This is a genomic window from Bradyrhizobium rifense (genome assembly GCF_008123425.1).
Lineage (GTDB): Bacteria > Pseudomonadota > Alphaproteobacteria > Rhizobiales > Xanthobacteraceae > Bradyrhizobium > Bradyrhizobium rifense.
The window spans coordinates 39,134-52,204 of sequence record NZ_VSSS01000033.1 but is presented as its reverse complement, the minus strand read 5'-3'; the positions used below and the strand labels follow the sequence as shown (position 1 = coordinate 52,204).

General features: G+C 63.9%; 15 protein-coding genes. 1 reads left to right on the top strand and 14 read right to left on the bottom strand.

All coding sequences use genetic code 11. From position 1 onward, the window contains the following. Nucleotides 1-35: 35 nt before the first annotated feature. From paaK to FXB40_RS22475, 14 genes are all read right to left on the bottom strand, one after another. On the bottom strand, nucleotides 36-1,367 hold the full coding sequence (gene paaK / locus FXB40_RS22540) for a phenylacetate--CoA ligase PaaK (protein WP_148774399.1): 1,332 nt from the start codon (nucleotides 1,365-1,367) through the stop codon (nucleotides 36-38). A gap of 43 nt (nucleotides 1,368-1,410) precedes the next feature. Further along, on the bottom strand, nucleotides 1,411-1,860 hold the full coding sequence (gene paaI, locus FXB40_RS22535; protein ID WP_148774398.1) for a hydroxyphenylacetyl-CoA thioesterase PaaI: 450 nt from the start codon (nucleotides 1,858-1,860) through the stop codon (nucleotides 1,411-1,413). A 55-nt stretch (nucleotides 1,861-1,915) separates the two neighbouring features. Continuing rightward, entirely contained in the window at nucleotides 1,916-2,998 is a 1,083-nt protein-coding gene (gene paaE, locus FXB40_RS22530) for a 1,2-phenylacetyl-CoA epoxidase subunit PaaE (protein WP_148774397.1), read from the bottom strand. Between the two features lie 2 nt (nucleotides 2,999-3,000). Further along, entirely contained in the window at nucleotides 3,001-3,504 is a 504-nt protein-coding gene (gene paaD / locus FXB40_RS22525; protein ID WP_148774396.1) for a 1,2-phenylacetyl-CoA epoxidase subunit PaaD, read from the bottom strand. Then, nucleotides 3,498-4,274: a 1,2-phenylacetyl-CoA epoxidase subunit PaaC gene (gene paaC, locus FXB40_RS22520; protein WP_187437073.1), complete on the bottom strand. Its 777-nt coding sequence runs from the start codon at nucleotides 4,272-4,274 to the stop codon at nucleotides 3,498-3,500. The genes paaD and paaC overlap by 7 nt, the downstream gene beginning before the upstream one ends. Continuing rightward, entirely contained in the window at nucleotides 4,274-4,561 is a 288-nt protein-coding gene (gene paaB / locus FXB40_RS22515; RefSeq protein WP_148774394.1) for a 1,2-phenylacetyl-CoA epoxidase subunit PaaB, read from the bottom strand. The genes paaC and paaB overlap by 1 nt, the downstream gene beginning before the upstream one ends. Before the next feature lie 9 nt (nucleotides 4,562-4,570). Continuing rightward, the gene (gene paaA, locus FXB40_RS22510) at nucleotides 4,571-5,563 is read right to left on the bottom strand and encodes a 1,2-phenylacetyl-CoA epoxidase subunit PaaA (RefSeq protein ID WP_187437072.1); all 993 of its coding nucleotides are present in this window, start codon (nucleotides 5,561-5,563) and stop codon (nucleotides 4,571-4,573) included. Nucleotides 5,564-5,639: 76 nt separating this feature from the next. After that, nucleotides 5,640-6,506, bottom strand: coding sequence for a phenylacetic acid degradation operon negative regulatory protein PaaX (gene paaX / locus FXB40_RS22505; protein ID WP_148774392.1), 867 nt, complete (start codon nucleotides 6,504-6,506; stop codon nucleotides 5,640-5,642). A 231-nt stretch (nucleotides 6,507-6,737) separates the two neighbouring features. Further along, a complete protein-coding gene (locus tag FXB40_RS22500; protein WP_148774391.1) occupies nucleotides 6,738-7,508 on the bottom strand; it encodes an alpha/beta fold hydrolase in 771 nt (256 codons plus the stop codon). 202 nt (nucleotides 7,509-7,710) lie between these two features. Next, entirely contained in the window at nucleotides 7,711-8,997 is a 1,287-nt protein-coding gene (locus FXB40_RS22495; protein ID WP_148774390.1) for a DUF445 domain-containing protein, read from the bottom strand. Between the two features lie 113 nt (nucleotides 8,998-9,110). Beyond that, on the bottom strand, nucleotides 9,111-9,566 hold the full coding sequence (locus tag FXB40_RS22490; protein ID WP_148774389.1) for a phasin: 456 nt from the start codon (nucleotides 9,564-9,566) through the stop codon (nucleotides 9,111-9,113). Nucleotides 9,567-9,809: 243 nt separating this feature from the next. Continuing rightward, nucleotides 9,810-10,403, bottom strand: a complete 594-nt coding sequence (locus FXB40_RS22485; RefSeq protein ID WP_187437071.1) for a GNAT family N-acetyltransferase — start codon at nucleotides 10,401-10,403, stop codon at nucleotides 9,810-9,812. Continuing rightward, nucleotides 10,400-11,482 carry an alpha/beta fold hydrolase gene (locus tag FXB40_RS22480; RefSeq protein ID WP_148774387.1) on the bottom strand — a complete coding sequence of 361 codons (1,083 nt, stop codon included), beginning with the start codon at nucleotides 11,480-11,482 and terminating at the stop codon, nucleotides 10,400-10,402. The genes FXB40_RS22485 and FXB40_RS22480 overlap by 4 nt, the downstream gene beginning before the upstream one ends. Beyond that, nucleotides 11,479-11,859 (bottom strand): hypothetical protein, encoded by a 381-nt coding sequence (locus tag FXB40_RS22475; RefSeq protein ID WP_148774386.1) that lies wholly within the window; start codon nucleotides 11,857-11,859, stop codon nucleotides 11,479-11,481. Before FXB40_RS22475 ends, FXB40_RS22480 begins: the two co-directional genes overlap by 4 nt. A gap of 178 nt (nucleotides 11,860-12,037) precedes the next feature. On the opposite strand from FXB40_RS22475, the gene FXB40_RS22470 reads away from it, so the two are divergent. Beyond that, on the top strand, nucleotides 12,038-12,952 hold the full coding sequence (locus FXB40_RS22470; protein WP_148774385.1) for an alpha/beta fold hydrolase: 915 nt from the start codon (nucleotides 12,038-12,040) through the stop codon (nucleotides 12,950-12,952). Nucleotides 12,953-13,071 lie beyond the last annotated feature (119 nt).

Sequence of the window (13,071 nt, the reverse complement as noted above, 5' to 3'; positions counted from 1 at the left end):
TCTCGCGGGCCTTGTCGCCTCTGGGGGCGGTCAAGTCAATCCTTCGGCCGCTTGTCGTAGAGGCGCTTGGCCTTGCCGAGCGAGCGCTCCAGCGTGGCGGGCGCGACGACCTGCACCCTTGAGGTGATGCCGATCGTGTTCTTGATATGGGTCGAGATCCGATCGGCGTGGTCGACCAACCCGCGGCCATCCCAGCTCTCTGGCCGCGCCTCGGCGATGATGGTCAGCTCGTCCATGCGGCCTTCGCGGGTCAATTCGAGGATAAAGTGACCGCCGCACCAGTCGGTGGCGAGCAGCACTTCCTCGATCTGGGTCGGGAACAGGTTGACGCCGCGCAGGATGATCATGTCGTCCGAGCGGCCCGTCACCTTCTCCATGCGCCGCATGCCCGGCCGTGCTGTGCCAGGCAACAGCCGCGTCAGGTCGCGGGTGCGATAGCGGATCACCGGGAAGGCTTCCTTGGTGAGCGAGGTGAACACCAGTTCGCCCTTCTCGCCGTCCGGCAGCACCGCGCCGGTTACGGGATCGATCACCTCGGGATAGAAATGATCTTCCCAGATGTGCAGGCCGTCCTTGGTCTCGATGCATTCCTGCGCGACGCCGGGGCCGATCACCTCGGAGAGGCCGTAGATGTCGGTCGCGTCCATGTCGAAGGCGTCCTCGATTTCGCCGCGCATCGCATTGGTCCAGGGCTCGGCACCAAAGATGCCGACCTTGAGCGAGCACTGGCGCGGATCGAGCTTCTGGCGCTTGAACTCGTCGAGGATCGCCAGCATGTAGCTCGGCGTCACCGTGATGATATCAGGCCGGAAGTCGTTGATGAGCTGCACCTGCCGCTCGGTCATGCCTCCCGAGATCGGCACCACCGTGCAACCGAGCCTTTCGGCGCCGTAATGCACACCCAACCCGCCCGTGAACAGGCCATAGCCATAGGCATTGTGGATGATCATGCCGGTGCGGCCGCCGGCTGCGCGGATCGAGCGCGCCATCACCTCCGACCAGGTCTCGATATCGCGCTGGGTGTAGCCGACGACGATCGGCTTGCCCGTCGTGCCTGAGGACGCATGCACACGTACCAGTTTTTCACGGGGCACTGCGAACATGTTGAAGGGGTAGTTGTCGCGGAGATCCGTCTTCACCGTAAACGGAAACCTTGCGAGATCGGAGAGGTCGCGAAAGTCGGACGGATGCACGCCGGCCTTGTCGAAGGCTTTGCGATAATGCGCGACGTTGTCATAGGCGTGCTTCAGCGACCACGCGAGGCGCTGGGTCTGGAGCGTCATGATCTCATCGCGTGACGCGCGCTCATGCGCATCCAGCTCGGCCTTATAGGTGTGGCCGCCTTCCTTGAGCCTGGTCAAAGCCATCCTCGTTTCCCCACATTGATTTGTTCTTTTCTCTATTGATCTCTTACTGTTCTTGCGCCGGCAGCCACGTGCCGGGAATGACACGCGAATGCCCGCGGAATTCAGCGAGGACAGTGTCACCCGCGGTGACGCGCACGTCGTAGATACCGGAGCGGCCGCCACGGGTGACCTCCCGCGCTTTCGCGACGAGGCGATCGCCGAGCTTGCCGGGCTTGATGAAGGTGATCTGGCCCTGTGCAGCCACGACACGGTCATTGTGCGAGTTGCAGGCAAAGGCAAAGGCGGAATCGGCGAGCGTGAAGATGAAACCGCCATGGGCGATGCGCTGGCCGTTGACCATGTCCGGCCGCACCGTCATGGCGAGCGTCGCGAAACCCGGACCGACCTCGACAATCTCCATGCCGAGGCCTTTGGAGGCATCGTCCTCCGACCACATCGCATCCGCGCAGGCGCGGGCAACATCCTCAGGCGACAGGGCGGCTTTGACGTTCACGCGCTTCTCCCGACCAAATGCTTGCTCATGATGTTCTGCTGGTTGGCCAACACTGTCAAACGTGGTCGTAGTCGACAACGACCCGCTCCGACGATGGCTTCGCCTGACAGGTCAGGACGAAGCCGGCCTTCAGCTCCCACGGCTCCAGCGAATAATTGAGGTCCATCGGCGCCTCGCCCTCGACCAGTTTTGCGCGGCAGGTCGAGCACATGCCGCCCTTGCAGGCGAAGGGAAGATCGACGCCGGCGCGCAGCGCAGCATCGAGGATCGCCTCGTCCTCGGCGACCGGCACGTCGCGGCGCTTACCGTCGATGATCAGGGAGGCAATCGCCTTCGGTGGCGCGTCGGCGGCAACGGCCTTTTTCGGCCGCGGCTTGCCGCCGAACTCGGAGACGAAACGCTCGACATGAATGCGATCGTCGGCAATGCCGATATCGCGACAAGTTGCCTCGATCTCCTCGCTCATGCCAAGCGGCCCGCAGACAAAGACGTGATCGACGCTTTCGGCTGGCACCAGCGAGCGCAGCAGCACCCTCGCCTTGTCGCCATCGAGCCGGCCGTGCAGGATCGGGATGTCCTGCTCCTCGCCGGAGATGACGTGGAAGATCGAGAGGCGGTCGATGAAGCGGTCTTTGAGCTCCTCGAGCGCCTCGAGGAACATGATGTTGTCGGTCGCGCGATTGCCGTAGAACAGGAAGAAGCGGCTGTCGGGCTCGCGCGACAGCACGCCCTTGACGATCGACAGGATCGGCGTGATGCCGGAGCCGGCCGCAAAGCCAACATGGATACATCCGGCTTCAGCCGGCGGGACCACGCCAAAACGCCCGGTCGGCGTCATCACATCGAGCTCATCGCCGCGCTTCAGCTCGTCGGCCGCCCAGCTCGAGAACGCACCGCCGTCGACCTTCTTCACGGCGATGCGGATCTCGCCGTCGTCGGGGCCTGAGCAGATCGAATAGGAGCGGCGCACCTCCTCACCGTCGAGCGTGGCGCGGAGCGTGAGATACTGGCCGGGACTGAAAGCATAGTCATCGGCGAGCTCGCGCGGGATGGCGAAGGTCATCGAAACGGCGTCCGAGGCCTCGCGGCGGAGATCGTTGACGGCCAGGCGATGGAAGCGCGGTGCGGCTGCTGACATGGTCAATGACACTTGAAATAATCAAAGGGTTCGCGGCAGGACTTGCAGCGCCAAAGCGCTTTGCAGGAGGTCGAGCCGAATTCGGACAAGACCTCCGTATTCCCTGAGCCGCATTGCGGACACGTCACGGCCTGTTCGCCGAACAGCGCGCGACGTGAGTGTGAGGATTGCGGTGGCGCGATGCCGTAGGCGTGCAGCTTCCGGCGCCCCTCTTCGCTCATCCAATCCGTGGTCCAAGCGGGCGACAGCACGGTGCGCACTTTTGGCTCGCGGAAGCCTGCGCGCTCCAGCGCGACCTCGATTTCGAGCGCGATCATGTTCATGGCCGGGCAGCCCGAATAAGTGGGCGTGATCGCAACCTCGACATGGTCGCCGTCGAGAACGACGTCGCGGAGCACACCGAGATCGGCGATGGTCAGCACCGGGATTTCCGGGTCGACAACGCTTGCCGCGGCATCCCAGGCGCGCTGGCGCAGCTCGCTATCGTGCTCCAGCACCGTCACCATGTCTGCCCCGGAAAAGTGCGCTGCATCGATTGCAGTTCGGACAGGAGATGGCCGAGATGCTCGCTGTGGCGGCCCGAACGGCCGCCCTGCTGCATCCAGTCATTCTGCGGCAGCCGGAGCGTCGCTTCACCAACGACATCAGACAGTGTCGTCAGCCAGCGGCTGCGCAAGGTGCCGGGATCAACGGCGATACCGGCATGGATCAGAGCGCGTTCGCCTTCGTCCACGGCAAACATCTCTCCCGTGAAGGCCCAGAGGTGATCGATCGCGGCCTGCGCCCGTTGATGGCTCTCGTCCGTGCCGTCGCCGAGGCGGATGATCCATTCCGAGGCATGGCGCAGATGATAGGCGCTCTCCTTCTCCGACTTCGCGGCGATCGCCGCGAGCGTCGCGTCGCGCGAGGTCATCATCGCGCGCCAATAGAGATCGGCGAAGGCGGAATAGAAGAACTGCCGCACCAGGGTCTGGGCAAAGTCACCATTGGGCTGCTCGACCAGCAGCAGATTGCGGTACTGCCTGACGTCGCGCAGATAAGCGAGCTTGTCCTCGTCGTTGTCCTTGTCTTCGGTCTTGGCGGCGTAGGTATAGAGCTCGCGCGCCTGGCCAATGAGGTCGAGTGCGATGTTGGAGAGTGCCATATCCTCTTCCATCATCGGCGCGTGCCCACACCATTCCGACAGCCTATGGCCGAGGATCAGCGCATCGTCGGCACGACGCAGCGCGTAGAGCACCAGCGGCGTTTCGGAGACCTGGATGTTGGCGGCGGGCATCACATGTGCCCCACTTCTTCCGGCACCTCATAAAACGTCGGGTGCCGGTAGATCTTCGATTCCGCCGGTTCGAACATCATGCCCTTCTCGGCGGGATCGCTTGCGGTGATCGCGGTCGACGGCACAACCCAGATCGACAGGCCCTCGCCGCGGCGGGTGTAGATATCGCGCGCGGCATGCAGTGCCATGGTGGCATCGCTCGCATGCAGCGAGCCGACATGCTTGTGCGCGAGCCCGTTTCGGCTGCGAATGAAGACTTCCCACAGCGGCGTGTTCGGCGTGGCCATAATAATCTCCTACTCGGCGGCTTGTGCGGTCTGGCGATGTGCGCGCTTCGCCGCGTAGGCGGCTGCCGCCTCACGCACCCAGGCGCCATCGTCATGCGCTTTGCGGCGCGCAGCGACGCGATCGCGGTTGCAGGGACCGTTGCCGGCGAGCACCTGCTTGAATTCGGTCCAGTCGATCTCGCTGTAGCGCCAGTGCCCCTCTGCGTCCTGAGTCATGCCGGGATCGGGGATAGTGAGGCCGAGATATTGGGCCTGCGGCACGGTGGCATCGACGAACTTCTGGCGCAGTTCGTCATTGGAGAAGCGCTTGATCTTCCACTTGGTCGAGACGTCGCTGTGCTGGCTGGTGGCATCGGGTGGGCCAAACATCATCAGCACCGGCCACCACCACCTGTCCAGCGCGTCCTGCGCCATCGCCTTCTGCTCATCAGACCCGCCGCACAGCGTCAGCATGATCTCGTAGCCCTGGCGCTGATGGAACGACTCCTCCTTGCAGACGCGGATCATCGCGCGCGCATAGGGACCGTAGGAGCAGCGGCACAGCGGAATCTGGTTCATGATCGCGGCACCATCGACCAGCCAGCCGATGGTGCCAATGTCGGCCCAGGTCAGCGTCGGATAGTTGAAGATCGAGGAATATTTGGCCTTGCCTGCGAGCATCGCGTCGACCAGCTCTTCGCGCGAGGTGCCGAGCGTCTCGGCCGCGGCATAGAGGTAGAGCCCGTGACCGCACTCGTCCTGCACCTTGGCGAGCAGCGCGGCCTTGCGGCGCAAGGTCGGCGCACGCGTGATCCAGTTACCTTCGGGCAGCATGCCGACGATTTCAGAATGAGCGTGCTGGGAGATCTGGCGGGTGAGCGTCTTGCGATAGGCCGCCGGCATCCAGTCGTTCGGCTCGATGCGCTCTTCGGCATCGATGCGGGCCTGGAAATGCGCGGCCTGCGCCGCATCCTCGAGGTGGCGGTCATCCGCCTCGGCCGTGTTCAGCGCTTGGGTGTACATGCGCATCCTCCCGATTGATTGGGAGACAATATATATCAGAAATTAGTTCATACAAGATATTTCTGTAACATAAAAATCAGGCGCTGAACCTGCGCTCCAGCTGCTTCCGCGCCGGCGGCAGCAGCCCCTTCTCATTGGTTCCATGGCTATCAAGCCATTGTTCGGACGGGGCCAGCAGTGCGCGATAGATTTCGGCGCAGAGTTCGCGGGCAGCCCTGCCCGGCCAGTCCGCCGGCAGCAGGCTCTCGGGCAGCCGCGGATCGCGCAGCACAACGCGGCGGTAGTAGTGGATCAGGAGGATGCGCGCGGTGAAGGCGTCGGCCTCGGACAAGTCCGTGCCGCGCACAAGCGCGGTACGTAGTGGCTCGAACGTCTTCATGAACTTCAGATAAGCGTCGGCGGTGCGCTCCAGCGGCCAGCTCGCGCTGAGCAGACGACGCCCGCTGTCATCCTCCGCCGACACTTCAAGGCGGATGGCGCCCGCGGCTTCCTCCGGCACCGGAACACCTGACGGAGCGACCCAGACGCCCGGCAGCGGGCTGCCGAAGCCGGCATTGCGTAAGGCTTCGCGCGAGGCGTCGCGGTCCTCGCCGTTGCCGATCAGCAGCAGCTCGAAGCGGCCGGTCCAGTCCGACGGTGGCGGATCGTAGATGTGGCGCGTCGCCGCCTCGAACGTTTCGCGGCCCTTCTCGGCAAGACGATAAAAGCTGTTGCGGCCGACCTTTTCGCGCGTCAGCCAGCCATCGGCGGCGAGACGCGACATCGCCGTCCGCACCACGCCGGCATCGATGTCCAGGCTCTCGAAGAACGCCAGCAGCGTGCCGAGCCACACCGAACCGCCGCGCGGCACGATGGCATCGCCGAACATGGTGATGACGATGGAGCCCGTGCGTGACGGCTCACGCTTGAGCTGGTCGATGATGCGGGAGAGCGGATGCGCCATGCGCGAGGCATAGCGCGTTTGGTGCAGGCGCGACAATGGACGGAAACGACAGCTGTCGCGAGGCCGTCTCTTCTCCCTCGCCCCGTTCTTACGGGGAGAGGGGCTGCTTCAGCAATGACGGTACCAGACGGACTCGCGGAGAGCGCCCCTCACCCGCCACGCTCAGGCGCGCAATTGCGCTGCCGAGCGTGTCGGCCTCTCCCCGCAACCGGGGAGAGGCGAAGAAAGAGTTCACCGATGCGGGTCGGGATAGACCAGGCTGCGCCAACCGCCGCGATCGAACGGCTGCCACGCGCCTTCCTTCTGCGCGAGGCGGTCGGCCACCGCATAGACCGCCGCGGGATGATGACCCATGCCGCAATGGCTGCTGTCGATCTCGATGCTTTCGGTCTGCGCACCCGTCTTTTCCATGCAGCCCTGCCAGGCGCAGACGCCGTCGGTGCGGCTGAAAATGGCAGTGGTCGGCACCGGCGGCGGCACGGCGAGCTCGCCGCCGAAGCGCGGATCGACCTCGTCGGACTTCCGCCCACTCGCCCATTCATAGACGCGCCAGGCATTGGTCGACCGGGGATCGCCGGCAAAGGGGCTGCCGAGCGTGATCACCTGGCGCACGCGCTCGGGCATCATCTTGGCGAGCTGGCGCGCATAGAGACCGCCCAGGCTCCAGCCGACCAGGCTGATCTTGCGACCATGCTTGTCGCTGAGCTCCTCGACCAGATCGACCATCGCGTGCTGCACGCCCTCGCGCAGGCCGTAATTGCGGCCCTGGCGCCAACCGCTCACCGCATAGCCCTTGCTGGTCAGAAAGGTGCGCAGCGCGCGCGTGGACTCATCGGAAGCCACCAGGCCCGGCAGCACCAGCACCGGATGCCCGTCGCCGCGCGGCGCGAGGCTCAGCAGCGGCAGCGCGCCGAGGAATGCGCCGAATTCGTGGATCGCGCGTCCTTCCAAAAACATCAGAGTACGGGACGGCGGACGCAGCGTCTGGGCAGTAGCGGTCATCAATGAGTCCCCTTGGCAAGAATTCCTGGAAAGCCCGCCGGCCGCGATGCCGGCAATGGGCATGAATTCCAATACGCCGGCTTCTTGAACGTTCCGCAGCGCAACATGAATCAGCTAGGCGGCCGGTTCCCGACATTCAACCCGGTGCAGCACTGCGCCACAATAGGCCCGCGCGTTAATGCTAACGGGCGTGACGCAAAAGTCACAACAATCGGAGCAGGAATTCTACGGAGTAGAGCGCGAGGCCGGCGAGGCCACCGATCAGCGAGCCGTTGAAGCGGATGTATTGCAGGTCGCGCCCGATGTTGATTTCGATCAGCGAAATCAGCTGCGCCATGTCCCACGCCTTGACCTGGTCGGAGATGAATGTCGAGACGCCGCTCTTCTGGTCGGCAACGAAGCTGCGCAGCACCGTCACCAGGCCCTTGTTGATCTCGCCACGCAGCTCCGCATCGCCGGCGAGCGCATCGCCTGCCGACACGAACATGCCGGCGAGATGATGCTGGAGCACCTGGGTCTCGCCGGACGCGCTGCGCTCAATGAAGGAGCGCGTGTTGGCCCAGACGGTGCGGGCGAGATCGGCAAGCTCGGGACGCGCCAACAGATCGCGCTTCAATCCGTCGATACGGTCGATATAGGCCTGATCGGTGCCGAGCCGGTCGACGAAGCTCAGCACCATGCGGTCGAACTCGCCGCGGAACGGATGCTTGGGATCGCTGCGCACTTCATTGAAGAAGGCGGTTGCCGACGACACGATCTTGTTCACCAGAAACTTGTCGGCGCGGTAGAGCTTGAGCAGGGTCGGCAACTCCGCGCGCACCTTCTCGCGGATCATCGCCATCGTCTCTTTCTGGTTCAGCGTCTCGTGCATTACGCGCAGGAGATCGTCGAACAGGATCTGGTGCCGCCCTTCCGCAACAAAGCCGCGCAGCGTGCCGGCGGCGAGCGGCGCAAGATCGATCGCCTGGAGCTGCGAGGACATGCGGCGGATGATGAAGGTCATCAGGCCGGAGCTTTCCGTCGCCGAGAACGCCTCCGGTAGCAGGCGCAGCGCAAAGCGCGCCAGATCATCGCTGCGCTTGCGGTCGCGCAGCCAGTCGGCAACGAAGGAGCCAAAATCGATTTCGTTCAGCTTGGCCTCGACCGGACCGGCCTCGAGGAAATGGACCTGGATGAACTCGCCGAGCTTGTCGGCGATGCGGGCCTGGTTGCTCTGGATGATCGCAGTGTGCGGGATCGGCAGGCCCAGCGGTCGCTTGAACAGCGCGACCACGGCATACCAGTCGGCGAGCCCGCCGATGGTTGCGGCCTCTGCGAAGGCGGCGATGAAGCCGAACACGGGATGCACGGGCAACAGCCACTTCGCGACGATGAACAGCAGAAGCGTCGAAGCCAGCACCAGCGTCGCCAGCGCTTTCACGCGGCGCAGCTCGGCCGCGCGTTCGGCATCGCCGGGAGTGTCGAAGGAAAAGGTGGCGGGTGGAGTCATCACTGTATCACCCTACTCGTCATTGCTAACGAAGCGAAGCAACGACGGCGGCGCAAAAACAAAAGGCCCGCCGAAGCGGGCCTCAAATTTCAGTTTGGACTCAGGGCGCCAAATCAGGCGGTCTTGGTGTAGACCTTGGCAAAGTTGTCCTGAGCGGACTTCGCACCGTTCGCGGCGAGCTTGCCGAGATAGTCGGTGGTCGCCTTGGCACGCGAGACGAAGGTTTCGCCGCGGGCGCGGAGCAGGCCCGACTGGATCTCGACGGCTTCGCTGAACGACTTGGCGGACGCGAGCTTGTCGATGCCCGAGAAGAACGCCTCGGCGTCCTCATAGATCGCCTGCTGGATGTTGCGGCTGATCTTGCCGGCCTCAGCGACGGATTCGGTCACCGCGTTCTCGACGGCGGCGGTCACGCGCTCGGAGCCAGCGAAGGCCTCGGCAGCACGGTCCTTGGCGGTGTTGGCGGACTTCTTGACGAACTCGCGGGCCGCCTCGGGAACTTCCAGGTTCTGGATGTTCTTGAACGCGTCCTTGAAGCCTTCGAAAGCGGTGTTGGTTTCGGTGGTCATTGGGGTCTCTCCATCCTCATTGGTTGAGCTATGGGCTCACCCCGTCCGTTTGGCCCGGGGCACGGCTTATATCGCATAGTTAATGGTGCGATGCAACATTCGTATTGCACTGCGATATCACGAAACCGTGAACAGCCGAAAGAGCAGGCAATCTGCTGCCTTTCCTGGCCCGCCGCCTACTGTGCATGGGGTTGATTTCCAGTTTTTGGTTGCCGAATGGCGTCTCAGTGCTGGACGGCGCTCCTAGTGCTCGACGGCGCCTGGCAGCCCGTAGGCCTCCATCTGGGCCTGGACCTGCGCGATGTTGTGGCCGAGCACGACGATGTCGTGGGTCTTGCCGCCGACATCCCGGACGTGGTCGCGCAGCAGCGCCTCGGCCTTGAAGCCGAGGCTCTCGAACAGCGCGATCGCGGCCTGCTGGTCGACTGTCATCTGGACGGAGAGCTTTTCCAGCCCCGCTCCGAGCGCGAGCGCAAAGGTCTCCTGCGACAGCGCCTTCCCCACCCCCTTCCCGCGCACGTCGTGCGACACCACCATGCGGATCTCGCCGACATGGGGCGACCAGGAGTGAGGGTCGCGCACCAGCGTGCCGCAGCCGACGACCTTGCCGTCCTTCACCGCGAGCAGGCTCTGAATGGCACCGCGCTCGATCTCCTTGACCCAGGCGGACAGCACCTTCGGCTCGCTGATGTTACGCGGCAGGAACAGCAAGTCATGGGTCGGCAAGCCCTTGCCGAAGGCCAGCACTGCGGCTTCGTCTGCAGGCGACATCAGGCGGATTTCGATATCGCCGGCCTCGGTCTTGACGTGACGCGGATAGGAACGCTGCTCACTCATGTCGATCTTGTCCCCAGCCAGGAATCCAGTTTCGGCCACAACCGCTTCACCGCGTTGGCGCCGGCGACGAGGGAGACGTGACCGCCTTTCAGCATCACCTCTTCCTTGTCGTCAGATCCGATCTTCGCGATCAGATGCTTTGCGGCCTCATACGGCACGATGTGATCGTGCTCGGCGACCGCGTGCAGCATCGGCACCTTGATGTTCTCGAGCTTCGCTGGCCGCCCGCCGACCGACATGGTGTCGTTGTAGAGCTTGTTGTCCCACATCAAGTCCTTGGTGATGGTGCGGAAATACTCGCCCGCCAGCGGCAGCGTGTCGGTCGCCCAGCGGTCGAACATCCGGTACGACTTGACGAACTCGTCGTTCCAGATGTTCTCCCAGAGCTGGATCTGGCTCACCGTGCGCGAGGCCGGGCGCAGCATCTCGAACGACGACAGGATCATCTCGGGCGGCACATTGCCGACGCTGTCGACGAGACGGTCGACATCGAAATAGCGACGATCGGAGAAATTCGAGAACAGCTTCATCTCGCGGAAGTCGATCGGCGTGGTGAAGCAGATCAGATTCTTCATCGGTCCGTCCGGGAAGATCGAGCCGTAGAGCAGCGACAACACGCCGCCGAAGCAATAGCCGATGACGGAGACGTCCTGCTCGCCGGAATCGGCCTGCACGCGGCGGACGCAATCCGGGATGAAGTCGAGGACATAGTCCTCCATCCGCAGGCTCTTCTCCTCCGGCCGCGGCGCGCTCCAGTCGAGCATGTAGACGTCGTAGCCGCGCTTGAGCAGGAACTCGATAAAGCTCTGACCGGGCACGAGATCGAGGATGTAGCCGCGGTTGGTGGTTGCCATCACGACCAGCACCGGCACGCGGTAGATCTCGTCCGACATAGGCCGATAGTGGTAGAGGCTCATCGTGCCGCGTGAGTGCAGCACATCCTTCGGCGTCGACCCGAGTGTGGGACCGGAGCTCGAGAAATATTCGACGCCCTTGATGCTGCGCTGAATGGCGCGCTGCACCTCGGACTGGATGCGGTCCGGGATCGCCGCGAAATCAAGTCCAGTCGGCCCGTTCATTTTTGCTCTCCGCCTTCGGAGGGCGGGCGTTTTGTGCGCGGCGGCCGCGGCGCGACGCCGATCTGCGCATCGCCCGAATTGGCCGACATCTGGCTCAGCATCGACTTGATCTCGCCAATCTGGCCTTCGATGGCTTGCAGCCGTTCGGCGATGCCGGTCATCTGCTCGCGGCTCGGCAGGTTCATGGAGAGCAGGTACTTCTCCATGAGATCGCCGAACTGCTTCTGAGCACCCGCAGCAGCGCCGCCGGCGCGATTCATGGCTTGCGAGAATTCAGGCGTCTCCATCGCCTTGGTGGCGAAGGAGTTGAACCCCTTCTCCATGTCGCCGACCATCTTCTGCCACAAGGCGACTGGATCGGTGATCTTGTCGGTCATCAGCGTCCTCCCAATGTGGAGGGCTTGTGCCCTTCTTTTCCCGCCATACCACACCGTTGCGGGGTGCCGGTCAACCGGCAAGCGGCGGGTGCCGCGCACACGGCTTCTTTGCCGCGGGAAACCGTGCGATACAGCATTGATCAAAAGCCAAATTGGTCAAAGTTAAGGGAATACGCCTGTGAACGCCCATCAGCCGCCCCAGACCCTCCGCGCCAACGGCATCGACATCTGCTACGAGATTTTCGGCAATGACAATGCCGAGCCGCTGCTGCTGATCATGGGGCTCGGGGCGCAGATGATCCATTGGGACGATGGGTTCTGCGAGCAGCTCGCTGCGCGAGGCTTTCGCGTGATCCGTTTCGACAATCGCGACATCGGCAAGTCGAGCCATCTCGCCGGCGGCAAGCGGCTGACGCCGCTCGAGCTGCTCAAGCTTCGCTTCCTCAGGATTCCCGTGGCCGCAACCTACAAGCTGATCGACATGGCGAAAGATACGGTTGGCCTGATGGATGCGCTCGGCATCAAGTCGGCGCATCTGGTCGGCGCCTCCATGGGCGGCATGATCGCGCAGGAGGTGACGCTGTCGTTTCCGCAGCGCGTGCGCTCGCTGACCTCGATCATGTCGACCACCGGCAATCCACGCGTGCCGCCGCCCACACGTGAGGCCTCCGCGATGCTGATGGCGCCGCCCCCACGCAGCAAGGAGGAATACATCGCGCGTTTCGGCGAGACCTGGAAGGTCTTGCGCGCCGGTTCCTTTCCGGAGGAAGAAGCACTCGATCCCGGCCGGGCCGAACGCACGTTTGCGCGCGGGCTCAATCCGGCGGGCGTCGGCCGGCAGCTCCGCGCCGTGCTCGCCTCCGGCAGCCGCAAGGAGCGATTGCATGGCGTCAAGACGCCGACGCTCGTGATTCACGGCACGGTCGATCCGCTGGTCCGTCCCGAGGGCGGCAAGGACACAGCGGCCTCGGTCCCCGGTGCAAAGCTGCTGATGATCGAAGGCATGGGCCACGCGCTGCCGGCACGGTTCTGGCCGCAGATCATCGACGCCATCGACAAGCACGCGCACGGCGCGGCGGCGAAAGCGGCGTAGACCGACGCCCTCGGTCTCCTTGCGGTGACCATGTGAGGTGCCGGTTACTCTCTTAACGAGTGCCGGCGCGACGGCTATACAGGCCTCCCTCAATCGCAAGACAGGGGCTGCGGCCTCTC